This is a genomic window from Pseudonocardia aurantiaca (assembly GCF_039526725.1).
In the GTDB taxonomy this organism is placed as follows: Bacteria; Actinomycetota; Actinomycetes; order Mycobacteriales; family Pseudonocardiaceae; genus Pseudonocardia; species Pseudonocardia aurantiaca.
On record NZ_BAAAJG010000002.1, the window covers coordinates 124,067 to 145,850 of the forward strand.

Below are 21,784 nucleotides of genomic sequence, written 5' to 3' on the forward strand. Positions count from 1 at the left end.
GAAGCGTCGAACGCTCAGGATGCGTGACAGAGGCAGCTACCGATACGGCACAGGTCAACTGCGCGGCGTCGGGTAAGCGGCCAGAACACGCTCGCGAGCGTAACCGAGGAAGCCGGTCCAGGGCAGTCCGGCGGCTGGATCATCCCAACGGGTGCGGCGCCTGTCACGTCTGGAGGTCACGCCGAGGGCAGCTGTGGGGCGATCCGAGCTTCGAGCTCGGCGGGGCGCGGCACGCCGGTCACACGCAGAAGCTCCCCGCCGCTCCGGTCGAAAACGACCACGGTGGGCGTGCGCATCACGCCGAGCTCCCGCGCGACGTCAGGCTGCTCGGCCACGTCGACCTCCCGGTGCACCACGCCCGCTCTGCGCCGCGCAAGGTCGGTGAGCAGCGCACTCGTCTGCCGGCACGGGGTGCAGACCGGCGAGGAGAGCTGCAGAAGGAGCACCCGGTCGCTCTCTCGCGGTCCGTCGCCTGCGAGCCGCCAACCGTTGGTGGCGCCGCCGCCCGTACGCAGTCGTCCTGAGCGGGCGCGGAGCACGAACCCGGCGACCGTCGCAAGCACCAGCGTGCCGATCAGCACCGCCACGCCGATCGCGTCCACCCGGTCCTCCCCGCTGCGCCGTTTGCTGTAGCCAACCAGGGCGCGCGGACGCGAATTCCCTGCCTCAGCCGGTGGCGGGGGTGGCACCTGCGCCGAGGGTCATGTTCTGCGCCGTCCCGCTGATCTCCAGCGCGCCGTTGACGGCCTTCAGGTCGGTCGGGGTGACCGCGAGGGGCAGCGCGCCGGGGTTGACGCGGATCGTGAAGAGCTGCTGCAGCGTGGACTGGGCCACCGCGGGGAGCGCCGGTGCGTCGTTGCCGCCCAGGTGGATGTAGCGCGGCTCGATCTGCACCTGGCCGTTGACGAGCTGCAGGGTCGCGATGAGCCAGACGTCGACCTCCTGGCCGAGCACCGTGACCGTGCCCCCGAACCGCGCGGCCCGTTCCGGGTCGAGCTGCAGGAGCGACGACGGGCCGCCGTCGTCCTCGACGGTCTGCTGGAGCGCCTCCTCGTCGATCGTCTCGATGCGCAGGTCCTGCACACCCTGGACGAGCCGCTGGACGTCGGTGGCCGGCACGGACACGGTGCCCTCGGCCTCTTGCACACTGAGCGTCTTGGGGCCGGAGCCGAGCAGCATCGACAGCGGCGCGTTGACGTTGCGCAACTGGGCGGAGACGCCGAGCTCCTGCAGCGGGCCCACGTGGATGCGGGACGCGGTGACGTCCACGCTGGAGTACCGGCCCGACACCGCCTGGGTGAGGAACGGGAAACCGTTGATCCGCACCGACGGGTCGTCGACGAGCCCGATCTGCTCGCGCATCTGGCGGGACACCGCCGACTCGGCCAGCGCCGCTGACCCGAAGTCGACAGCCACGAACAGCCCGACCAGGACGAGCAGCGCGATGATCAGCCGCCTCATCCGACCTCCGACCCTGTGCTTACCCGCCCCGCCGGCTTCGCAAGCTCCGCCGACTTCCATCCCCCGGGGCCCGGCGATCTGCCGGGACGGCTCCGACCGTAGAGCGGCTGCGCGCAGGGCCGTCATGGGGGCCGTCACCAGCGCGGGCGAGCAGCGCCCAGCGCGCGATCCGTCCGGCCAGTTCGGCGTCCGTGCCGCTCTCGCCGTGTCCGTCGCGGGGTTCGGTCCACACTTCGGCGTGCCCGGCCGCCGCCGCGAGGGCCGTGGCGTGCGCGGCGGAGAAATAGCGGTCGCCCGCGAAGTGCACCAGGAGCAGCGGGAGCGGCGCCACAGCCGCCGCCACCTCCACCGGCGACGGGGGCACGAGCTCCCAGCCGCCGTCGAGCCGCACGCCCATCAGGCGCGCGATGAGCCGTCCGTGCGGCTGTTCGAGCAGCCAGTGCAGCCGGCGCATCGGCACCGTCTCGCGGGAGTACCAGCGGGCGGGCCCGCTCACCGCGACCACGGCGTCCGGTCGAGTGCCGTGGGTGGAGCTCGCGGCCTGGCGCAACGCGACGGCGGCGCCCAGGGAGAACCCGACCGTGACGACCCGCTCGTACCCGGCCGAGCGGGCCCATGCCACGGCGGCGTCGAGATCGAGCGGCTCGAGGTTGCCGACGGTGCTGCGCCCGCCGGACCGCCCGTGGCCGCGCATGTCGAACGCGACGACCGGCGCGTGCCGCGCGAGCGCAGCGACCACCCTCCGGGTGCTGGAGTGGCGGGTGTGATGGGTGAAGCCGTGGCAGACCGCCAGCACGGTGGAACTACCGCCACCCGGACAATGCATTCCGGAGAGCGAAACCCCGTCGGAGGTGCGCACTCTCACCGCACGCACAGTGACCTCCACCGCGGATCTCGTGCCATCGCCAGTCACCCGGTTATCCTGCATCGATCCGCGTGGTGGTGTTCCGACCGGGTCACGCGGATGTGAACGGTGCGCCAGTGTCGCCCCGCCGTGATCGGACGAGGGGCGCCGCCCGGCGTCCCGGCTCCCGGTGGAGAGGAGGCACCTGGTGGAACTCCTTCTGCTGACGGCCGACCCCGACCCGGGGTCCGTGCTGCCGGCGCTCACCCTGCTCCCACACGGGGTCCGCACGGCTGCGCCCGAGGTCGCTGCACTGCTCGACGCGGGTCCGCACGACGCGGTGCTCGTGGACGCGCGCACCGACCTTGTGGCGGCCCGCAGCCTGTGCCGCCTTCTGGGCAGCACCGGGATGGACGTTCCCGTCATCGCCGTGCTCACCGAGGGCGGCCTGGTCGCGGTGTCCGGCGAGTGGGTCGTGGACGAGATCCTGCTCCCCGGCGCAGGCCCGGCCGAGGTCGACGCACGGCTGCGGCTGCTCAAGTCGCGCCCTGGCACCGATTCCGGCCGCGAGGGCGGAGCGCTCGTGCTCGGCGAGCTCGTCATCGACGAGGCCACCTACGCAGCCCGCCTACGCGGGCGCCTGCTCGAGCTCACCTACAAGGAGTTCGAGCTGCTCAAGTACCTCGCCCAGCACGCAGGCCGGGTCTTCACGCGCGCTCAGCTGCTGCAGGAGGTCTGGGGCTACGACTTCTTCGGCGGCACGCGCACCGTGGACGTCCACGTGCGACGGCTGCGGGCGAAGCTCGGCACCGAGCACGAGCAGATGATCGGCACCGTTCGCAACGTCGGCTACAAGTTCGTCCGGCCCAGCCGGGGCGGGCTCGGGACGTCCGGCGGAGTCGGGCTGGTCGAGGACGACGGCGGGGGTGACGACGGAGAGGAGACCGATCGGGCCTCCGGTCGGGCCTCCGGTCGTGTCTCCGGCGTCGCCGGGATGGCCTGAGCCGAGGGCATCCTCCAGAGGTACGTTCGCTGGGTGACCGAAATGTCGTGGCGGACGGATCTGACGGCTGCCGAGGCCGACGAGGTCGTAGCCTTGGCGGCCGCGGCGGAGGCCGTCGACGGGGTGGCCCCGCTCGGCGAGCACGTGTTCCTGCACCTGCGCGACGGCGACACCGTCCACCTGATGGCACGGGACGCCGACGGGTCGCTGACGGGTTTCGCGCACCTGGAGTACGACGCCGAGGGCGGCTCGGCCGAGCTTGTTGTCCACCCTGAGCACCGCCGCGCCGGCTGCGGCCGGCAACTGGTCGAGGCGCTCCTCGGTCGCGCGCAGCCGCTTCGGGCGTGGGCCCACGGCAACCACGCGGGCGCGGTGGCGCTCGCAGCGCGCCTGGGCTTCAAGCCGGTGCGCGAGCTGCGGCGGATGGGGCGCAGCCTGCTCGATCCGATCGCCGCGCCCGAACTGCCCGACGGCGTGCGCATCCGGCCCTTCGCCGTGGGTGTGGACGAAGCCGAGTTCCTGCGCGTCAACAACGCGGCGTTCGACTGGCACCCCGAGCAGGGCGGCTGGACCGTCTCCGACGTGACGCTGCGCGAGGGCGAGCCGTGGTTCGACGCGGAGGGCTTCCTGCTCGCCGTAGATCGGGACGACCGGCTGCTGGGCTTCCACTGGACGAAGGTGCACGGAGGCGCCGAACCGCTCGGCGAGGTGTACGTGCTCGGCGTCGACCCTTCGGCGAGGGGAACCCGTCTCGGTGCGGCGCTCACCCTTGCCGGGCTGGAGCACCTGCGTGGCCGCGGGCTCGGTCGCGTGATGCTTTATGTGGAGGCAGACAACGGTGCCGCCATTCGGCTCTATGATCGACTTGGGTTCATGCTCTGGGACTCAGATGTTTCCTACGAGCGCTGACCTCTGTTCATCCGGTGGTAACCAACGGTCCGAGGTCGTGGATCTCATCGCCGCAGGTCACAGGTAGATCACGACGCTCCATTTCCCGTATTGGGATGGCGCACGAACGGGGCCTGTTCATTTCGCGTTCACCTCAACGGGGGGATGCGGCCATCGGACCTGCCTACCGTTCGCGGCCGAAGCGGTCAGACCTAGCCGCATCGCCCCGTTCCACGGGAACTCACGACGGAGGAACACAGGTGAACACCCTGCGGCACGGCTCGCGTGCCCGATTCGCCGCGGTTGGCATTGTCGCCAGCGGCGCCCTTCTGCTCGCCGGTTGTGGCGCAGCCAACGAGGCCCCGCCGTCCGGCGGGGCCGGCGCCTCGAACGCCCCCACCGTCTCCGGCACGATCGCCGGCGCGGGCGCCAGCTCCCAGCAGGCGGCTCAGGAGGCATGGATCGCGAACTTCACGAGCGCCAACTCGGGCGCGAACATCACGTACGACCCGAGCGGTTCGGGTGCGGGGCGCACCCAGTTCCTCGGCGGCGGTGTCGCCTACGCCGGTAGCGACGCCTACCTCAAGCCGGAGGAGCTGACGCAGGCCCAGACCCGCTGCGGCGGCGACGTCGTCGAGGTGCCTGCCTACGTCTCGCCGATCGCCGTGATCTACAACCTGCAGGGCGTCAGAGACCTGCAGCTTGCTCCCGCCACGATCGCACAGATCTTCGACCGCAAGATCACCAACTGGAACGACCCGGCGATCGCCGCCGACAACCCCGGCGTCACGCTGCCGGACCTGGCGATCACCCCGGTCAACCGGTCCGACAAGTCCGGCACCACCCAGAACTTCGCCGACTATCTCAAGGTCGCCGCCGGCGCTTCGTGGCCCTACGACGTCAGCGACGCCTGGCCGGTGCAGGGTGGCGAGGCCGCCCAGGGCACGTCCGGTGTGGTCGGTGCGGTAAAGGCCGGCAACGGCGCGATCGGCTACGCCGACGAGAGCCAGGCGCAGGACCTGGGCCAGGCGAAGGTCAAGGTCGGCACGACCTACGCCGGACCGACCGCGGAGGCTGCCGCCGCCGTGCTCGAGGCCTCCACCCGGGTTGACGGCCAGGGCCAGTACGCCTTCGCCTACAAGCTCGCCCGCGACACCACCGCCTCCGGCACCTACCCGATCGTGCTCGTCTCGTACCTCCTGGCCTGCTCCAAGTACCCGGACGCCGCCACTGCGGACCTGGTCAAGGCCTACCTTGGCTACGTGATCAGCGCGGACGGGCAGGGCGTCGCGGCGCAGAGCGCCGGGGCCGCACCGCTCAGCGACACGCTGCGCACCCAGATCACGCCCGCCGTCGAGGCAATCGCAGCGGGGTCGTGAGCGTTCCAACACCTGGCCGCCGGGGCCGGATGACAGCCATGATGCTGTTATCCGGTCCTGCCGGTCTTTCTTCCTTACCCCGCGTGAACAGGGGACGTCGTGACCACCACTGAGAAGGTGCCCACCAGCGCCGCTGCCCGGCCCGTGGTACAGACGGGCGACCGGATCTTCGCCGGTACCGCGAAGGGCGCGGGGATCCTCATCCTCCTCGTGCTCGCCGGAGTGGCGGTCTTCCTGATCGCGCAGGCGGTGCCGGCGTTCCTCGCATCGCCGGCCGACCTGCCGGGCGGGCAGAACCTCGTCGCGTACATCGGCCCGCTGGTGTTCGGCACGATCCTCGCCGCGGTGATCGCGCTGGTCATCGCGACGCCCCTCGCGGTCTCGGTCGCGCTGTTCATCACCCATTACGCGCCGCGCAGGCTCGCACAGGGCCTCGGCTACATGGTCGACCTGCTCGCCGCCGTGCCGAGCATCGTGTACGGCCTCTGGGGCGTCGCCGTCCTCGCGCCGGCCACACTCGGGCTCTCGGACTGGCTCAACAGGAACCTCGGGTGGCTGCCGTTCTTCGCCGGACCCGTCTCGGTGACGGGCCGCACGATGCTGACCGTCGGGGTCACGCTCGCCGTGATGATCCTCCCGATCATCACCGCTGTGGCGCGCGAGGTGTTCCTGCAGACGCCGACGCTGCACGAGGAAGCAGCGCTCGCGCTCGGCGCCACCCGCTGGGAGATGATCCGGATGGCAGTGCTGCCGTTCGGCCGCTCCGGCGTCATCAGCGGTGCGATGCTCGGGCTGGGCCGCGCGCTGGGCGAGACGATGGCCGTGGCGATCATCCTCTCGGCGTCCGGCGCCATTACATTCAACCTGATCAGCTCCGACAACCCGTCGACGATCGCGGGGAACATCGCGCTCCAGTTTCCCGACTCGACGGGGCTGGCCGTCAACACGCTCATCGCCTCCGGGCTGGTGCTCTTCGTGATCACGCTGCTGGTCAACGCGATCGCCCGCTACATCATCAACCGTCGCCGCGAGTTCTCGGGGGCCAACTGATGTCCATCGAGACCGAACGCGGACTGCAGGAGTCGGTCGCCGACGTCGAGTCCCCCCTGCGCATGCGCGGCGAACTCCCGCGGTGGGCACCGTGGGCGCTCCTCGTCGGCTCGTTCGTGGTGGTCGGCGGGGTACTGGCGGCCACCGGCTTCTCGGTGCCCTTGCTGGTGGTGCTGTCGGCGGTGCTCTATGCGGTGGCCACCTACGTGCTCTCCACTGTCGTCGAAGGCAGGCGCAAGGCGACCGACCGGCTCGTCACCATTGTGGTGACCTCGGCGTTCCTCGTGGCGCTGACGCCACTGGTCTCCGTCGTGATCACCGTGGTCGGCAACGGCCTCGCCCGATTCGACGCCGAGTTCTTCAACTCGTCCATGCGCGGGATCGTCGGCGAAGGTGGCGGCGGGTACCACGCGATCATCGGCACCCTGCTGATCACGGGGCTGGCGGCGGTCATGTCGATTCCGATCGGCCTGCTCACCGCCGTCTACCTCGTGGAGTACGGCAAGGGCAGGCTCGCGAGGGCGATCACCTTCTTCGTGGACGTCATGACCGGCATCCCGTCGATCGTCGCGGGCCTCTTCGCCTTCGCGCTCTTCGCGCTGTTCTTCGGCCCCGGTGTCCGGCTCGGATTCGCCGGATCGGTGGCGCTGAGCGTGCTGATGATCCCGGTGGTCGTGCGGTCCACCGAGGAGATGCTGAAGATCGTGCCGAACGAGCTGCGGGAGGCCGCCTACGCGCTCGGCACGCCGAAGTGGCGCACGATCGTCAAGGTGGTCATCCCGACCTCGATCGCCGGGATCGCGTCCGGCGTCACCCTGGCCATCGCCCGCGTCATCGGCGAGACGGCGCCGCTGCTCATCGTGGCGGGCCTCACCACAGGGGTGAACTTCAACCCGTTCGACGGCCGCATGGCCACGCTGCCGGTCTTCGCCTACATCTCCTACGCGGCCCCTGGCGTGCCGCGTGAGCCGTACCTGGACCGGGCGTGGACCGCAGCACTCGTCCTGATCATCATCGTGCTGGTGCTGAACCTCGTGGCGCGGCTGGTGGCACGCCTGTTCGCACCGAAGACCCGATAGCTGCGAAGACCCGATAGAGGAACAACTGTGGGCAAAGCGATCAACGCCATTGACCTGAACATCTACTACGGGTCCTTCCTGGCGGTGCAGGGCGTCAACATGACCATCAGGCCGCAGATGGTCACGGCCCTCATCGGTCCGTCCGGCTGCGGGAAGTCCACCTACCTGCGCTCCATCAACCGGATGCACGAGGTGATCCCCGGCGCGTACGTGGAGGGCAGGCTCGAGCTCGACGGCAAGAACCTCTACGGCCCCGGGATCGACCCGGTGGGCGTGCGGCGCCAGATCGGCATGGTTTTCCAGCGGCCCAACCCGTTCCCGACGATGTCGATCTACGACAACGTGATCGCCGGGATGCGGCTCAACAACAAGCGAATGGGCAAGGACGCCACCGACACACTCGTCGAGCAGTCGCTGCGTGGCGCGAACCTCTGGAACGAGGTCAAGGACCGGCTCGACAAGCCCGGCTCTGGCCTCTCTGGCGGTCAGCAGCAGCGCCTCTGCATCGCCCGCGCCATCGCGGTGCAGCCGGATGTGCTGCTGATGGACGAGCCGTGCTCGGCGCTCGACCCGATCTCCACGCTCGCGATCGAGGACCTGATCAACGAGCTGAAGACCGACTACACGATCGTCATCGTCACGCACAACATGCAGCAGGCCGCCCGCGTGAGCGACTACACGGGCTTCTTCAACATCGAAGGCACCGGCAAGCCGGGCAAGCTCGTGGAGATGGACGAGACCAAGACGATCTTCTCCCAGCCGAAGGAGAAGGCCACGGAGGACTACGTCTCCGGCCGCTTCGGCTGACAGCAACTCGCGCACCTCAATTCAGCGACTCGCGGGCCGGCTCCCGCGAGTCGCTGAATTCGTGCGCCCGAGTTGCGGTGTCAGATGGGGATCGCGTCGGGTTCCTGGCCCGTGACGGCGTAGACGGTCTCCCGGGCCACCACCACCGCGTGGTCGGCGAAGCGCTCGTAGTAGCGCGCGAGCAGCGTGATGTCGACGGCGGCCGGCACGCCGTGCGGCCAGTCCTGGTCCATCAGCACCGAGAACATGTGCGCGTGCAGGCGGTCCATGGCGTCGTCGTCGGCTTCGAGCTCGACGGCCTTGATCACGTTGCGGGAGCGGACGACGTCGGCCGCCTTCATCGCGAGCTGAACCGCGATGCGGTTCATTTCGCTGAAGTGGTCGCGGACCTCGGCTGGCACGGCCGGGTGCGGGTGGCGCATGCAGACGACCTGCGCGACGTGCAGCGCGAGATCGCCCATGCGCTCGATGTCGCCTGCGGAGCGGATCGCCGAAACCACCGCGCGGAGATTGCCCGCCACGGGGGCGTGGAACAGCAGGGCGTCGACCGCGATCTCCTCCACCCGCGCTCGCAGAGCATCGATGGCGGCGTCGCCCGCCACCACCTGCTTGGCCAGCCGGACCCGTGAGTCGAGGAGCGCGGCCGTCGCGTTGTTCAACGCCCCTGCCGCCGCCAGGCACATCTGTCCGAGCAACTCGGCGAGATCGGCAAGCTGTTTCGGGAGCGGGTCGGCAGACATCGGACGATTCTTGGTCAGACGGTGAGTGGGCCCGGCATCTGCCCGGTCACCACGTAGACGATCCGGCGGGCGACGGCGACCGCATGGTCGGCGTAGCGCTCGTAGAACCGGGCCAGCAGCGTGATGTCGACGGCGGGACCGACGCCGTGGCTCCAGTTGCGGTCCATGAGAACGGTGAACATGTGCCGGTGGAGGTCGTCCATGGCATCGTCGTCGCTCTCGAGCTGAGCGGCCTGGGCGAGGTCGCGGGTGCGGATCACCTGCCCGGCCTTCCTCGCGAGCTCGACCCCGACCCGCCCCATCTCCGCGAAGTACGGCGCAACCTCCTCGGGCAGCACCGGGTGCGGGTGCCTCCGGCGCGCCGCCTGGGCGACGTGCAGCGCGAGGTCGCCCATGCGCTCGATGTCGCCCGCGCCGTGGATGGCGGAGACGACGGTCCGCAGATCGGTGGCAACCGGTGCCTGCAAGGCCAGGAGGGCGAACGCCTTCTCTTCGGCGGCTGCGCGTAGGTCGTCGACCCGGACGTCCTCCGAGATCACTTCCTCCGCGAGTTGCAGGTCGATCTCGAGCAGCGAACGGGTGGCCTTCTGCATCGCCGCGGCGACCTCGTCGCACATGCCCGCCAGGCCGTCGGCGAGTTCGTCGAGTTGCTCCTGGTAGGCGTCACGCATATGACGAGCCTAGAGGCGACTCGGACATTTGGCCCCTTGTAGCAATGAACTGCGGGTGAACGTCGTCAACAGGTCACGAGCATGCAGCGGACGGCACCTGCGCGACGGGCGCGGTTGTGGTGGCCTGCAGCGCGATCGGCTCGGACGGCGCTCGGACCACGTCGTCGAACGAGCGGCCCAGCACCAGCTGCAGCACGCCCGTGGCACCCGGGTCCGGCACGGAAGTCGCCGACGGGACGGTGGCCGCGAGCAGTGCCGCGGCGGCCGCCTGGTCCGGGGAGAAGCGGATCACGGTCTGGGCGCTCGGTTCGTCGGCGCTGGCCACGTCACCCACGCCGAAGCCGAGCGAGCGCAGGGTCTCGCTGACCTGACCGGCCAGGCCGGAGCGGTCGGAGCCGTTGAAGACCTCGACGGTGACGTCGCTGGGGGAGGGGCCCGAGCTTCCGGCGGGATCGCCGGCCTGGGTGGGGAGCGGCGCGTCCTTGCGGACGGCGGCGAACAGGTCGGCCGCTTCGGCGTCGCGCAGGACCGCGTTCCCTCGGTTGTTCGCCTCGGTCGTCGGGACCGGGGCGAACGTGACCCCGTTGGCGTCCAGGCGGTGCAGCGTGAGCGACAGCGCCAGCAACTCGTCGATACTGACCCCGTCGGTCACGACGGCCTTGCCGAGCGCGGTCCGCAGCGCCGCGAGCCTGCCGACGTCGAGCAGCGCGGTGTCCGACACCGACTGCTGCAACACCGCCGCGAGCACCTGTTGCTGGCGCTCCACCCGCCCGTACTCCGGCGACGGGTCCCCGGCGACGTCGCCGGCCCGCACGAAGTCGGCGACTCGCACACCCTCGATCCGGTTCGTGCCCGCATCCGGCACGACCGGGCCGAGCAGGCCGTCCAGCACAGGTTGCGGCACGCAGACCTCGGCGCCGCCCACGGCGTCGGTCAGCGCCCGCACGGAGTCGATGTCCAGCCCGACGTACTTCGTGATCGCGAGCCCGCTGAGCTGCTGCACGACACGCGTGACGCACCGTGGCCCGCCCAGGTCGAGCGCGCTGGCGAGGTCCGTGCGCGGCTCGGCCCGGATGGTCTCGTCGAGGTAGGAGGCCGTCTCCGGGTCCCAGCGCTCGCAGGGCGGCCGGTTGATCTCCAGGTCGTTCGGGAACGACACCACCGTGACCGGCCCGCCGCCGGCGGGGATGTGCGTCACGGCGATCGTGTCCGCCCGTGGAGTGGGGCTCTCCGCCCCGCTGGGTTGGGCTACGCCCGGCTCGCTGCCGACCACGAGCACGTTCTCGTCACCCGCCTGGGCTGTGGCGTCGACGATCGCGCTCGACTCCAGGTCGAGGGCGGCGGCGTCGCGCACCCCCGTCTCGAGCCAGGTCTTCGCACCCCAGCCGAACGTCGTGGCGGCGAGCACGACCAGCGCGAGCGCCCCGGCCACGATCCGGCCGGGTGTGAGGCGGATCCGGCGGCGGGGCACGGGCGGCTCGTCGTCGTCGCGGGCGGACAGGGTGAGCCCCGCATGTGCCGCGGTGAGCCTGGTGAGGGTCTCGTCGATCCGGGAGGCGCGGGTGCTGTGGTCCTCCTCCCGCTCCGCGCGGCGGGCCATCTCGGCGCGCTCGCTCCGGTCGGGCGCCGCACCGTTCCGCGGCTGCGCGCGCACGCGGGTGGTGGCGGAGCCGGCAACGTCGGGCCGCTCGGGGCCGTCGTCGCGTGCGCGCCTGCGTCCCCCGGCCTGGACGACGGCCGTGGCCTCGGCTCCAGCTCCGACCGTGTCGCTGCCGGCTGCCCTGCCCGGCACGGCTCGGACCCTGGTCGTCGCGGCTGCCTCAGGGGCCCCTGCCCCGCGCGGCTGGCGCACGTCCGGCCGTCGGACGGCCCGGGTCGCCTCCGCCCCAGCGGGCTCCGGCTCGGGCTGCCGGGGAGCGCGGAGGGCCCGGGTTGCCTCGGCGGTGGTGCCGGAACCGCCGCTCCCGTTCACAGCGTCAGGCCGGCGTGGCGCGTCGGTCGCGGGCAGCCGTTGTCCCCTGGTCGGCTCCGGGTCGGCTCGCCGGGTGCCGCCGGTGCCCTCTGACGTGGGGCGGCGGACGGCCCGGGTGGCCTCAGAGGAGGCGCCGAAGCGACCGCTGCCGGACTCGGCCGAGGTGCGGCCTCCGGGCGCGGCTCGTCGGGAGCCGGACGCTTCGGTGGCGGGCTGCGCGGAGGCCCGGGTTGCGTCGGCCGGGGCTCCGGTGCGGCGGGCTGCCGGTACGGACTCCGGGGGTGCCTGCTGGACGCCGTGCTGGATCCCCCCGTCGGGCCTGCGGCGGGAGCCACCGGTCCCGTCCACGGACGCGCGCCGGGTGGCCCGGGTGGCCGCGGCAGGCGGGTCGGGATTACGGGAGTCAGCGGTGCTGCGGCGGGCGCCGCCGGTGCCGTCGACGGACGGGCGGCGGGTGGCCCTGGTCGCCTCGGGGGCCGCGAAACGGCCGCCTGGTGGTTCCGGTGCCGCGCGGCGGGTACCGCCGGTCCCTTCCGGAGCCGGTCCGCGGGAAGACCTGGTCGTGGCGGCGGGCGTGCCGAAGCTGCCGCCGGCGCCATCGGCCGCGCGGCGGGTACCACCCGTTCCTTCGGCCGTCGGGCGGCGCGTGGCGCGGGTCGCTTCGGGCGCGGCGCCGTGCCGCCCGCTCGCCGCATCGGACCCAGCGCGACTGGGTTCCTCGGCTGGCGGGGGGCGGCGGACGGCGGCCCGGGTGGCCTCGGGAGCGGCGTCGTGTCGCCCGCTGCCGGACTCGGCGCCGGCGTGGCGGCTCGCGCGGGTGCCCTCAGCCGGGCCGACAGGGGGCGCCTGCCGGCGTGACGGCTCGGTACCCGCGCGGCGGACGCTCCCGGTGCTCTTCGGGGTTGCGCTCTGCGCGCCCGTCCCCTCCGCTGCTCGACGGCGGGCGGCGCGAGTGGAGCCGGTGGGGGAGTAGCCGGATCCGTTCGGCTCGGCGGGGGCGCGGCGGGTGCCACCCGTCCCCTCCGCACCGGGGCGGCGGGTCGCTCGGGTACCCGCGACCGAGGCGTCCGGGTCGGGCCGGCGCGGCGGCTCGACCGCGCGGCGCCTGCCGCCGGTCGCCTCGGGACCGGGCCGGTACGGGTCAGGGGTGGGGTCGGGTGCCCGTCGTCGTCCGCCGGGCTCGGCGGAGCGGGGGGCGCGGGCCGATCCCGAGCGGTCCGGCGGCAGGGGAGGGGCCTCGGACCAGGGCTCGGCCGACCCGTGGCGGGCCTGGCCCGACCCGTTGGACGACCCGGGCTCCGCGGCGCGGCGGCGCCCCGTGCCCGTGGCGCTCCACGTCTGCCCGAGATCGTCGGCGGGGCCCGGCCGCGAACGGCGTGGGCGTGCGGGCGGGTCGTCGTGGCCCCTGCCGCCGCCCGTGCGGTGATCGGTGCCGACCGGCCCGAACCGGTCGAGGGCGGCCCTGCGGTCGGAGGCTTCCTGTTCGTCGAGGGCGCGGCGCCGCGCCGCGCGACCGGCGGGCTGGGAACCGAGCAGCCCGTGGCGGGCGAGGACGTCGTCGGGGGACTCCTCCTCGCGGGCCCTCCTGCGGCCGCCGTCGCCACCGGGGCCGGTGAAGCGCTGAGCACGGTCCAGACCGTCCTCCACGCCACCTCCTCGGCACGAGCAAAGGGCGGGCGCGGGTCAGACCCGAACCCGCCCCTCAATGACTTGATCCGAGCTTACGGAGCAGAAGGGGTTCGATCACAGGCGGGTGTCGGCACGCCGGCGAACGGCCTAACAGTCCGTCGGCCACCGGCAGCTCCGGCGAGCCGGACGGCGCCTGACTGGTCTTCGCGGAACGCCACCGCGTTGCGTCCAAGGTCCTTCGCCGCGTACAACCGCGCGTCGGCCGACTCCACGAGCGGCTCCGGCAGGGCCGGGCCGGACGCGTGCACCACACCGACGCTGACGGTCACTCGCAGACCGGCAGCGAGTTGGTCCCACGGGTGCCGGTGAATGCGTTCCCGAGCCGCCGGGATTGGCCGGCGCCGGTCAGCCGCCGGAGTGCTCCAGTTCCGCGCCGAACGGCACGGCCGGGTCGTCGGGGTCGTCGAGCCAGCGCTCGGGCAGCACCACCCGGCCCGGCGAGCCCTGGCGCCCGCGGGGCCCGTCGGCGTCGGCGGGGAAGGGCTCGTGCACGTCGAGCTGGGCGAGCAGCTCGTCGAGCTCGTCGATGCTGCAGACCAGGCCGAGCCTGCGGCGCAGCTCGGGACCGACGGGGAAGCCCTTGAGGTACCAGGCGATGTGCTTGCGCACGTCCCGGATGCCCTTGTCCGGGCCCATGTGCTCCTGCAGCAGAACGGCGTGGCGGCGCAGCGTCGCAGCGACCTGCCCGAGCGTCGGCGGCGCCGGCAGCGGACGCCCGGCGAACGCGGCCTCCAGATCGGCGAACAGCCACGGCCGTCCGAGGCAGCCACGCCCAACGACCACGCCGTCGCAACCGGTGGCAGCGACCATGGCAAGGGCGTCGGCTGCGGAGAAGATGTCGCCGTTGCCCAGCACCGGCACCTCGGCGGGCAGGGCGTCCCGGAGCCGGGCGATCGCCGCCCAGTCGGCGGTGCCGGAGTAGCGCTGGGCCGCGGTGCGCGCGTGCAGGGCGACGGCCGCCGCCCCGGCGTCGACGGCGACGCGCCCGGCGTTCAGGTAGGTGTGGTGCTCGTCGTCGATACCGATGCGCATCTTCACGGTGACCGGGAGCCGGCCCGCGTTCTCGACTGCGGCCCGCACGATCCGCTCGAACAGGCGCCGCTTGTAGGGCAGTGCCGCACCGCCGCCGCGGCGTGTGACCTTGGGGACGGGGCAGCCGAAGTTCATGTCGATGTGGTCGGCGAGATCGCGCTCGACGATCATGCGCACGGCCTGTCCCATGGCCGCCGGGTCGACTCCGTAGAGCTGCATCGAACGCGGGTTCTCGTCGGGGTCCATCGCGATCATGCGGAACGTCAGCGGGTTCTTCTCGACGAGGCCGCGGGACGTGATCATCTCGCAGACGTAGAACCCGGATCCCTGCTCTCGGCACAGCCGGCGGAAGCCCGCGTTGGTGATGCCGGCCATCGGGGCCAGCACCACGGGCGTGTCGGACACGTATGGGCCGATGCGCAGCGGTCGGACGGCGGTCGGGGCACTCACAGCACCCCATTGTCCTCTGCGCTAGAAACCGACCGAGATGCAGGCGACACGCGCTCCCGCCGTGTCGACCCCAACCCGCTCGCCCGACGTCGGCATCGCGTGGACGACCACCGACCCCGCGCGCCGGTCCGCCGGGAACTCCCACTCCACCGTGGCCTCGGCGCTGCCCGCGCCGGTCTCGTCGGTGACGACGTCGAGCCAGATTTCGTTCTGCGGGTTCGCGAACCGCGGGTCGACGCTCGGCTGCATCGGGTCCACCGTGTACTGGAAGTGCGGCCCCGCGTCCTCGGGCCGGGCGCCACACGGGTTCGCGTGGAGGTGCGCGCCGTAGACGCGCCGCGGCTCCACGCCACGGACGGCGAGCCGGACCGTCGTCGAGCCGTTGCGCGAACGGGACTGCACCGCGGCGCGCGACCCGACCCGGACCAGTTCCGGGTCGTAGGTGACGGCGGTGCCCGGCTCAGCCTCGAAAGTCGCGGTCTGTTCCACCTCCTCAACGGCGGGAGCGGCTGGCTCGACGGGGAACAGAACGGCCGTGCACCCCGATAGTGCGAGGACACCGGCGAGCCCTGCGATGACGAGGCAAGGGGAGCGCATAGCACAAGGATGGGTGGTGACCGCAGGTAGCCTACGCTGACCCCGCGTTACGCCACGTGAGCGAAGAGTGAGCATGCGGATGGAGCATCGGCGCACCCCGGTTGTGGCGCGGCGTGTGCGTGAGAGCGATGACAAGCCCACGCGGCGCTGGCCGTATCCTGGGGGCGCCGTGGTCCGCAGGCGGACGGCGGCGCGGGCCTCTAGCTCAACTGGCAGAGCAGCGGACTTTTAATCCGCGGGTTCGGGGTTCGAGCCCCCGGGGGCCCACCCTCTGACCTGGCGGTTTGCTGTCCGGCGGTACCCGCGGACGCCCCGTGTGCTCGGCGTGTGCACAACAGGACCGCCGACCGCCCGCGGGATGAGCGCCGCCGCGGCCTCCGCAGCCTCGGCCGCGACCGTCGGGAACACGCTCGTGTAGGTGTCCTACGTGATCGACAGGTTGCTGTGCCCGAGCGTCTCCTGAACGACCTGGCCGCCGTGCCCCCCGAGCTCCCGCGAGAGGGTCGCATGACCGACAAGTTGCCCGGCGCTGAGGTGTCCCGCCGCCTGGCCGCCGAGGGCGTCGGGGCGGGTGGGCGCCACGTCGGGGTGGACGTCCCCGTCCACGCCGGAAACGCAGCCTTGCGCCTGCCGATCCTCCCTGACGAGTTCTGGGACGAACGGGAGGTGCACAAGAAGATCCGGGAGGCCGCTCACGTCCGCCTCGTCTCCGCCGACCTGGTCTTGCACGTGGTTTTCGCGCGGATCGCCGCCATGCGCTCCCACCAGCTGATGTTCGACTCCGGGCGCGGCGAGTCCAGCCTCAACTACTGCGTGGCCGGCGTCGGCCCGTCCGGGGTCGGGAAGACCACCGGAACCGAGGCCGCTGCCGACGTGGTCAACCTGCCGCGCTACCTCCGTCGCAAGCTCGACAAGGCGGGTCGCCCGCTCGACGAGGCGGAGCCGGACCCGTTCGCGGACGGCCTGCCGATCGGTTCCGGTGAGGGCATCGCCGAGACGTACATGGGCCTGAAAGACGAGACCGTCGGCGAGACAAAGAAGGGCGAGCCGATCACTCGGCGGGTGCGCACGATGGTGCGGTACAACGCGTGGTGCCGTCGCCAGTCGCTCTCGATTAGCGGTTCGATGAGGCGGCGGACGAGTCGACGATTACGCCTCGTTACCACCGGACCCCAACAACACTCGTTCGGGGCGTCGGCTTCGCCCGTTCGCCACACGACCGCGGCACGTACCTGGTCGTTTCCTCATTGAGCGCGGTGAGCGGTTAGAACTGGAGGAAGATTGGGATGTTCCCATCGTCCGGGTACCTGCCACGCAGGATAGGCATGCGTTTCGGCGCCGTGTTGACGGCGGCGCTTGGTCTCGGTGGGACTGTTGGCGCTCGCGGGTAGTGCCTGGCCGCGGCAAGGGTGGCCACGGCAAGGGTGCCAGAACTGATTACGGCCACAGGTGATCTATCGGCCAAGCTACAAAGAAGCAATGCCTCAGGCGGTCGTCGGTGCGGTGCAGGTGACGGGTGGCGCAACGGCGAATGGTAATAGATCCCGGCGCGCCGCTCGGCCCGGGGAAACCGCAGAAGCAGATCGGACGACGTCGCCCGTGACAACGGCCGCTCCTCAATGACGCTGTCTCGTACGTGTCTCGAGCGAGCTCTGTTGTGCGTATGAAAGCGCAGGAGAGGCAGAAGTGAGGGAAGCACTCATAAGGAACGGCCGCCTCCACTTGCTGGATGGCATAGAGCCGATGGATGTGAGGGAATCGGGTCGCGAATCGGCCGATGACGCGATCAGTAACGCGACGCCGACGAAGGAGGCGGCGGACCGAGCCTCCAGTAGGACGCCAGAACGTTCAGGACCGCCGCGCCCGCTGGGGGTGGTGATGGCTGCCGCGACGGTCCTGTGTCTGGCGGCGGCGTTCCTCCATGTACTTCTGGTATTTCTGTACGTTGCTCCACCGAATACCATTTCGCAGCGTTACAGCAGTCAGATCTACGGGTGGGTCGAACCGTTGTTCCAGCAGAACTGGAAACTCTTCGCTCCAAATCCGGAGTCAGTCAATCGGCAGATTTTAGCGAGGACCATGCAGACCGCCCCGGACGGCACTGAACAGGTCAGCGATTGGTTCGATCTGACCGCTGTCGACGCGTCCGCCATCGAGCACAATTTGTTTCCGAGTCATACGGCTCAGAACATGCTGCGCGTGGCTTGGAGCAATTATCTCGATTGGCACGGCAGCGACGATCGGTCGCACTCGCAGCGGGCTCTGATGATGAAGGAGTACCTGCGCAACATCGCGGTGGATCGGGTAGCTGCACAACGCCACAGCACGTTCGAGGCCATCCAGTTGCAGGTGATCACCCGACCGATCGCGGCGTCTGCCGCCGCGGACAGCGCGGAGCGCACTGCACGGCCACCGATAGATACTAGGTACCTGCCGTGGTGGAAGGCCGGGGCTCATGAAAACTGAGCAGACACCATTCGTGCCAACCTCGCCAGGCCGGCAAGCCCCGCGGGTTACCGACAACGTCAAGGAATGGTTGCGCCACCAGTTCGGTGCGCTGCACACGGCCCTGATCGAGCAGCCGATCTCGCTGTACGCAGCGTCGGTGCTGCGCATCGGGTACGGGCTGCTCTACCTCGCCTTCCTGTTGAGGGAGTTTCCGCACCGGGACGAGATCTGGGGCCCTGATTCACCGTGGACACCGGCTCTGGCGACCCAATTCTTCGACCTGACTGGCTGGTTCAGCATTCTCACGCTGTCCGACAGTCGGCTGTATTTCGAGGGCTGCTACGCGTTGGCTGTCGTCACGTGCGCTCTCTTCATGCTCGGTTGGCGGAGCAGGGCGGTGTCCGTCGTGTTCGCGATCGTGGTGGTGTCGTTCCACGCGAGGGCGCTGTTCATGACGGACGGCGGAGACAATCTGATGCGTCTCATGGCCGTGTACCTCTGCTTGACGGCGTGCGGTCGGCGTTGGTCCCTCGATGCGCGCAGAAATCGGCTACGGGCGTCCACAGTATACTGCGCAAGTCGGTCGGCAGGGCTCGGAGCGCCGGACCTCTGGTGCCAACTCGGGGCCGCCCGCCGGTCGCTGATCACAGTCGTACACAACTGCGGCATGTTTGTCATCGCTGCTCAGATCTGCATCGTGTACGGGGCTGCGGGCTTGTACAAGGTGCAGGGCGGACTCTGGGGAAGCGGGACCGCTCTGCACTACGTCGTGAACCTCGATTTGTTCCAGCCGTGGCCCATGTTGTCGCACATGGTGGACAGCCAGCAGATGCTGGTCGCCGTCGTCGGCTATCTGACCGTACTGCTGCAGGTGGGTTTTCCGTTCATCCTGTTCAGCAGGTTGAAGTATGTATTCGTGACGATGCTCTTCGGTATGCACCTGGGCATTGGGGTACTTCTGGGGATGCCAGTGTTCGCCGGCGCGATGATTGTCGCGGACGCCGTGTTCCTGCCCGACCGCTTCTACCGATTCCTGGGCCGGACGTGGCGGCGGACCTTCTCACGGGCAGCGCTCCGCAGAAAGGGAACCACTGCCAGGACAGAAACTCCACTTGTACCGGCACGGTCGACTGGTTGATAGCGGGATAGCGCTCCATCGACCGTGTGGTGTCGCAGCCGGACCATGAACAGTCGAGATGCGCTTCGACTTGTTCGGGTGGCTGTAGTGCGCCCATTTGTAGGTGAGCGTCCACAGGTAGGTGTCCAGCGCGTGGAATCTTCGACTTGACGCCGCAGTCCGGTAGTAGGCGGCCCAACCCTTGATGATCGGATTGAGGCGCTGCAGCACGGCTGGGGCGTTGGCCCCGCGCAGGGCCATCAACTCCCAAGGAAGTCGAACCGTCGCGGCGCCGACGAGCGGCGTAGAGGCTCAGTACGATGAACAGGTGGTCGCAGAACCACCTCGTCATCCCCGCACCAGCGCAACCTGCCGGCGGGTCCCGGCGCTGAAAGGCTGGAGTGCCCCGGTCACGGTGTGTCTCGATCGGAGAAGGATACGCGCGCAATTGGGTGATTCGTAATCACGGAACGTGGATGTTTCCGGCCCGGCAATACGCTCTACTGTTTGCAGGGACCCCCAAAAGGATGCGAAACTAAACGCAGAGTATTCGAATCACCTGATAGTGGCACTTCGTTTGTCTGTGCCATCCCCGGCACGCTACCTTTCTCTCGGTCAGCGAGGCTCCCCGGTCAAGCGCTGGCACTAAATGGAATCGGCCTCGGTCGACTCCGCACGAGCCAACAGGAGAAACTGTGCCGAAGAAGGCTGGAATCATCGTCGCGGCGTCCATCGCTGGTATGCTCGCGTTGTCCCCACTGGCTTTCGCGTCCGAGGGCGGACACGACGGCGACAACACTTCGATCGACTACCGCGACCAAAGCGGCCGCAACTGCAATGCGGGAATCATCAACTCCGGTGACGCTACCGGTGCGCCGAGGTCCAGCGGCCAGCATGTGGTGCCCGCCCCGCCCAGCATCCTCGGGGCGCTCGAACTGGTTAACATCTCCCCCCTCTCCTGCAACTACGACAACGACGTCGACCTCACAGTGGTGAGAATCCCCGGCAGTAGCGGCAGTAGCGGCAGTAGCGGCAGTAGCGGCAGTAGCGGCAGTAGCGGCAGCAGTGGCAGTAGCGGCAGTAGCGGCAGTAGCGGCAGTAGCGGCGGCAGCGGCGGCAGCGGCAGCAGCGGCAGTAGCGGCAGCAGCGGCGGCGGCGGCAGTAGCGGCGGCAGTAGCGGCGGCAGTAGCGGCGGCAGTAGCGGCGGCAGTAGCGGCGGCAGCGGCGGCAGCGGCAGTAGCGGCAGTAGCGGCAACTGATCTTCACTGAGCTCGGCGAGAAATGCCCAGACCGCTGGTCCGGGCATTTTCGCGTCATGACCCTTGGGCGAAAGATCCCGGCCGGGCGCACTGGCTTGATCGAGCTCGTTTCCGCCATGCGGGTGGGACTCTGCTGGTCGAGACGGCTTGTCGCAGGGGCCTCGCCGCGGCGCTGATGCGGCTGTTGGGCTCTGGCGGCGCCCGCTCGCCCGTCATGACCCGGGGAAGATTGTGCTGGACCTGGCGATCGCGGTCGCGTTGGGAGGGACGGCGCCGCCGAAATCGCGGTGCTGCGCGCACCGGACCGGGTGTATTCGGGTTGGTGGCCTCGGACCCGATGGTGTCCCGGCTGATCACCCGCCTCGCCGAGGCCCGGACTCCGTGCTCGCCGCGATCACCGCAGCGCGGTCGGGAGCGCGGGAACGTGTGTGGCACTGGGCCGGGGCGCCGACCCAGGACGGACAGGTAGTGATCGATCTGGACGCCACCCTGATCACCGCACACTCCGACAAATCGACGCGACTCGAACCTGGAATGTCAACGGACAGCGGTACTTGGATCTGGCACGGTTCCCGTGATCATGCCGACCGGGAAGCTCTGATCGACATAGTTGATCATGGTTCTGGTGTTCGGATCCTGAAGCACTCGGAGTGCTGTTCCCGCATCTGGCCGACCTGCGCATCGACGGCGTGCGTGCCGCGGGGCTGGTGGTGCGGTTCGACCTGAGCACTCCGCCCGAGCAGGTGACCGGTCGCCGCGTGGGCGCCGCCGTGGTTGTCGACTTGGATCGTCGTCGCCCCGACAGGGTGGCCCGGCCGGTCGAGCACGACCACGGGCGGCACGACGTCCCCGCGCAGCACGGCGGTCGTCTCGGGCAGGAACGCGTCGTCGGTGTTGGCGCTGCCGATGAAGATGATCCCCTCGACCCGCTGCTCGATAAACGTCCGCAGGTGCCGGGCCTGGCGGGCGTCGTCGTGCTTCGCGTTGCCGAACAGCAGCGTGCGCCCGCGGCGCAGCGCGGCGTCCTCCACGTCCATCGCGAGCTGGCCGCAGTACGGGTTGGTGATGTCGGCGGCGATCAGCCCGATCACCCGCGTGCTCGCGCTGCGCAACGAACGTGCGACGGCGTTCGGCCGGTAGCCGAGCTTCGCCACAGCGGCGAGCGCCCGCTCCCGGGTCGCCGCCGAGACGTTGCGCGGCCCGTTGTTGATGACGTAGCTGACCACGGCCGTCGACGTTCCGGCCTCACGCGCGACCTGCTCCTGGGTGACCACGCCGCTCCTTCGCCTACCACGTCT

20 protein-coding genes and 1 tRNA gene are annotated in these 21,784 nt (G+C 70.3%); 11 read left to right on the forward strand and 10 right to left on the reverse strand.

Annotated elements, in window-relative coordinates; translation table 11 throughout:
- Positions 1-176: 176 nt before the first annotated feature.
- The 3 genes from ABD143_RS02480 to ABD143_RS02490 form a co-directional block, all read right to left on the reverse strand.
- The gene (locus ABD143_RS02480) at positions 177-602 is read right to left on the reverse strand and encodes a thioredoxin family protein (RefSeq protein ID WP_343970566.1); all 426 of its coding nucleotides are present in this window, start codon (positions 600-602) and stop codon (positions 177-179) included.
- 64 nt (positions 603-666) lie between these two features.
- The gene (locus ABD143_RS02485) at positions 667-1,461 is read right to left on the reverse strand and encodes an LmeA family phospholipid-binding protein (RefSeq protein ID WP_343970569.1); all 795 of its coding nucleotides are present in this window, start codon (positions 1,459-1,461) and stop codon (positions 667-669) included.
- Between the two features lie 19 nt (positions 1,462-1,480).
- Complete coding sequence (locus ABD143_RS02490) at positions 1,481-2,326, reverse strand: alpha/beta hydrolase (protein ID WP_343970571.1); 846 nt, start codon at positions 2,324-2,326, stop codon at positions 1,481-1,483.
- A 187-nt stretch (positions 2,327-2,513) separates the two neighbouring features.
- Here ABD143_RS02490 and ABD143_RS02495 point away from each other — a divergent pair, with 187 nt between their 5' ends.
- The 6 genes from ABD143_RS02495 to pstB all read left to right on the forward strand — a co-directional run bounded on the left by ABD143_RS02495 (position 2,514) and on the right by pstB (position 8,511).
- On the forward strand, positions 2,514-3,308 hold the full coding sequence (locus tag ABD143_RS02495; RefSeq protein WP_343970574.1) for a winged helix-turn-helix transcriptional regulator: 795 nt from the start codon (positions 2,514-2,516) through the stop codon (positions 3,306-3,308).
- A 42-nt stretch (positions 3,309-3,350) separates the two neighbouring features.
- Positions 3,351-4,217: a mycothiol synthase gene (mshD, locus tag ABD143_RS02500; protein ID WP_343971600.1), complete on the forward strand. Its 867-nt coding sequence runs from the start codon at positions 3,351-3,353 to the stop codon at positions 4,215-4,217.
- A 248-nt stretch (positions 4,218-4,465) separates the two neighbouring features.
- The gene (locus ABD143_RS02505; protein WP_379659802.1) at positions 4,466-5,575 is read left to right on the forward strand and encodes a phosphate ABC transporter substrate-binding protein PstS; all 1,110 of its coding nucleotides are present in this window, start codon (positions 4,466-4,468) and stop codon (positions 5,573-5,575) included.
- 117 nt (positions 5,576-5,692) lie between these two features.
- Positions 5,693-6,625 carry a phosphate ABC transporter permease subunit PstC gene (gene pstC / locus ABD143_RS02510; RefSeq protein WP_343971603.1) on the forward strand — a complete coding sequence of 311 codons (933 nt, stop codon included), beginning with the start codon at positions 5,693-5,695 and terminating at the stop codon, positions 6,623-6,625.
- The gene (gene pstA / locus ABD143_RS02515; protein WP_379659785.1) at positions 6,625-7,704 is read left to right on the forward strand and encodes a phosphate ABC transporter permease PstA; all 1,080 of its coding nucleotides are present in this window, start codon (positions 6,625-6,627) and stop codon (positions 7,702-7,704) included. The genes pstC and pstA overlap by 1 nt, the downstream gene beginning before the upstream one ends.
- 27 nt (positions 7,705-7,731) lie before the next feature.
- On the forward strand, positions 7,732-8,511 hold the full coding sequence (gene pstB / locus ABD143_RS02520; RefSeq protein ID WP_343970581.1) for a phosphate ABC transporter ATP-binding protein PstB: 780 nt from the start codon (positions 7,732-7,734) through the stop codon (positions 8,509-8,511).
- An 80-nt stretch (positions 8,512-8,591) separates the two neighbouring features.
- Here the strand turns inward: pstB and phoU (ABD143_RS02525) are convergent, their stop codons facing one another.
- The 5 genes from phoU (ABD143_RS02525) to ABD143_RS02545 form a co-directional block, all read right to left on the reverse strand.
- Complete coding sequence (gene phoU / locus ABD143_RS02525) at positions 8,592-9,251, reverse strand: phosphate signaling complex protein PhoU (RefSeq protein WP_343970584.1); 660 nt, start codon at positions 9,249-9,251, stop codon at positions 8,592-8,594.
- Between the two features lie 14 nt (positions 9,252-9,265).
- Positions 9,266-9,922: a phosphate signaling complex protein PhoU gene (gene phoU, locus ABD143_RS02530; protein WP_343970587.1), complete on the reverse strand. Its 657-nt coding sequence runs from the start codon at positions 9,920-9,922 to the stop codon at positions 9,266-9,268.
- A gap of 73 nt (positions 9,923-9,995) precedes the next feature.
- A complete protein-coding gene (locus ABD143_RS02535; RefSeq protein WP_343970590.1) occupies positions 9,996-13,541 on the reverse strand; it encodes an LCP family glycopolymer transferase in 3,546 nt (1,181 codons plus the stop codon).
- A gap of 387 nt (positions 13,542-13,928) precedes the next feature.
- Positions 13,929-15,065 carry a tRNA dihydrouridine synthase DusB gene (gene dusB / locus ABD143_RS02540; protein WP_343970593.1) on the reverse strand — a complete coding sequence of 379 codons (1,137 nt, stop codon included), beginning with the start codon at positions 15,063-15,065 and terminating at the stop codon, positions 13,929-13,931.
- A 21-nt stretch (positions 15,066-15,086) separates the two neighbouring features.
- On the reverse strand, positions 15,087-15,554 hold the full coding sequence (locus tag ABD143_RS02545; RefSeq protein WP_343970596.1) for a superoxide dismutase: 468 nt from the start codon (positions 15,552-15,554) through the stop codon (positions 15,087-15,089).
- Between the two features lie 302 nt (positions 15,555-15,856).
- Here ABD143_RS02545 and ABD143_RS02550 point away from each other — a divergent pair.
- The 4 genes from ABD143_RS02550 (at position 15,857) to ABD143_RS02565 (ending at position 19,248) form a co-directional block, all read left to right on the forward strand.
- Positions 15,857-15,929, forward strand: a tRNA-Lys gene (locus ABD143_RS02550).
- A 240-nt stretch (positions 15,930-16,169) separates the two neighbouring features.
- Positions 16,170-16,913, forward strand: a complete 744-nt coding sequence (locus ABD143_RS02555) for a hypothetical protein (RefSeq protein WP_343970600.1) — start codon at positions 16,170-16,172, stop codon at positions 16,911-16,913.
- Between the two features lie 435 nt (positions 16,914-17,348).
- Positions 17,349-18,128 carry a DUF5819 family protein gene (locus ABD143_RS02560; RefSeq protein WP_343970603.1) on the forward strand — a complete coding sequence of 260 codons (780 nt, stop codon included), beginning with the start codon at positions 17,349-17,351 and terminating at the stop codon, positions 18,126-18,128.
- The gene (locus ABD143_RS02565; protein WP_343970606.1) at positions 18,118-19,248 is read left to right on the forward strand and encodes an HTTM domain-containing protein; all 1,131 of its coding nucleotides are present in this window, start codon (positions 18,118-18,120) and stop codon (positions 19,246-19,248) included. Before ABD143_RS02560 ends, ABD143_RS02565 begins: the two co-directional genes overlap by 11 nt.
- On the opposite strand, the gene ABD143_RS02570 is transcribed toward ABD143_RS02565, so the two are convergent.
- Complete coding sequence (locus tag ABD143_RS02570) at positions 19,171-19,488, reverse strand: group II intron maturase-specific domain-containing protein (protein WP_343970609.1); 318 nt, start codon at positions 19,486-19,488, stop codon at positions 19,171-19,173. The genes ABD143_RS02565 and ABD143_RS02570 overlap by 78 nt on opposite strands.
- A gap of 434 nt (positions 19,489-19,922) precedes the next feature.
- Here ABD143_RS02570 and ABD143_RS02575 point away from each other — a divergent pair, with 434 nt between their 5' ends.
- Positions 19,923-20,486: a hypothetical protein gene (locus tag ABD143_RS02575; RefSeq protein ID WP_343970612.1), complete on the forward strand. Its 564-nt coding sequence runs from the start codon at positions 19,923-19,925 to the stop codon at positions 20,484-20,486.
- Positions 20,487-21,100: 614 nt separating this feature from the next.
- Here the strand turns inward: ABD143_RS02575 and ABD143_RS02580 are convergent.
- Positions 21,101-21,760, reverse strand: coding sequence for a LacI family DNA-binding transcriptional regulator (locus ABD143_RS02580; protein WP_343970615.1), 660 nt, complete (start codon positions 21,758-21,760; stop codon positions 21,101-21,103).
- Positions 21,761-21,784: the final 24 nt, after the last annotated feature.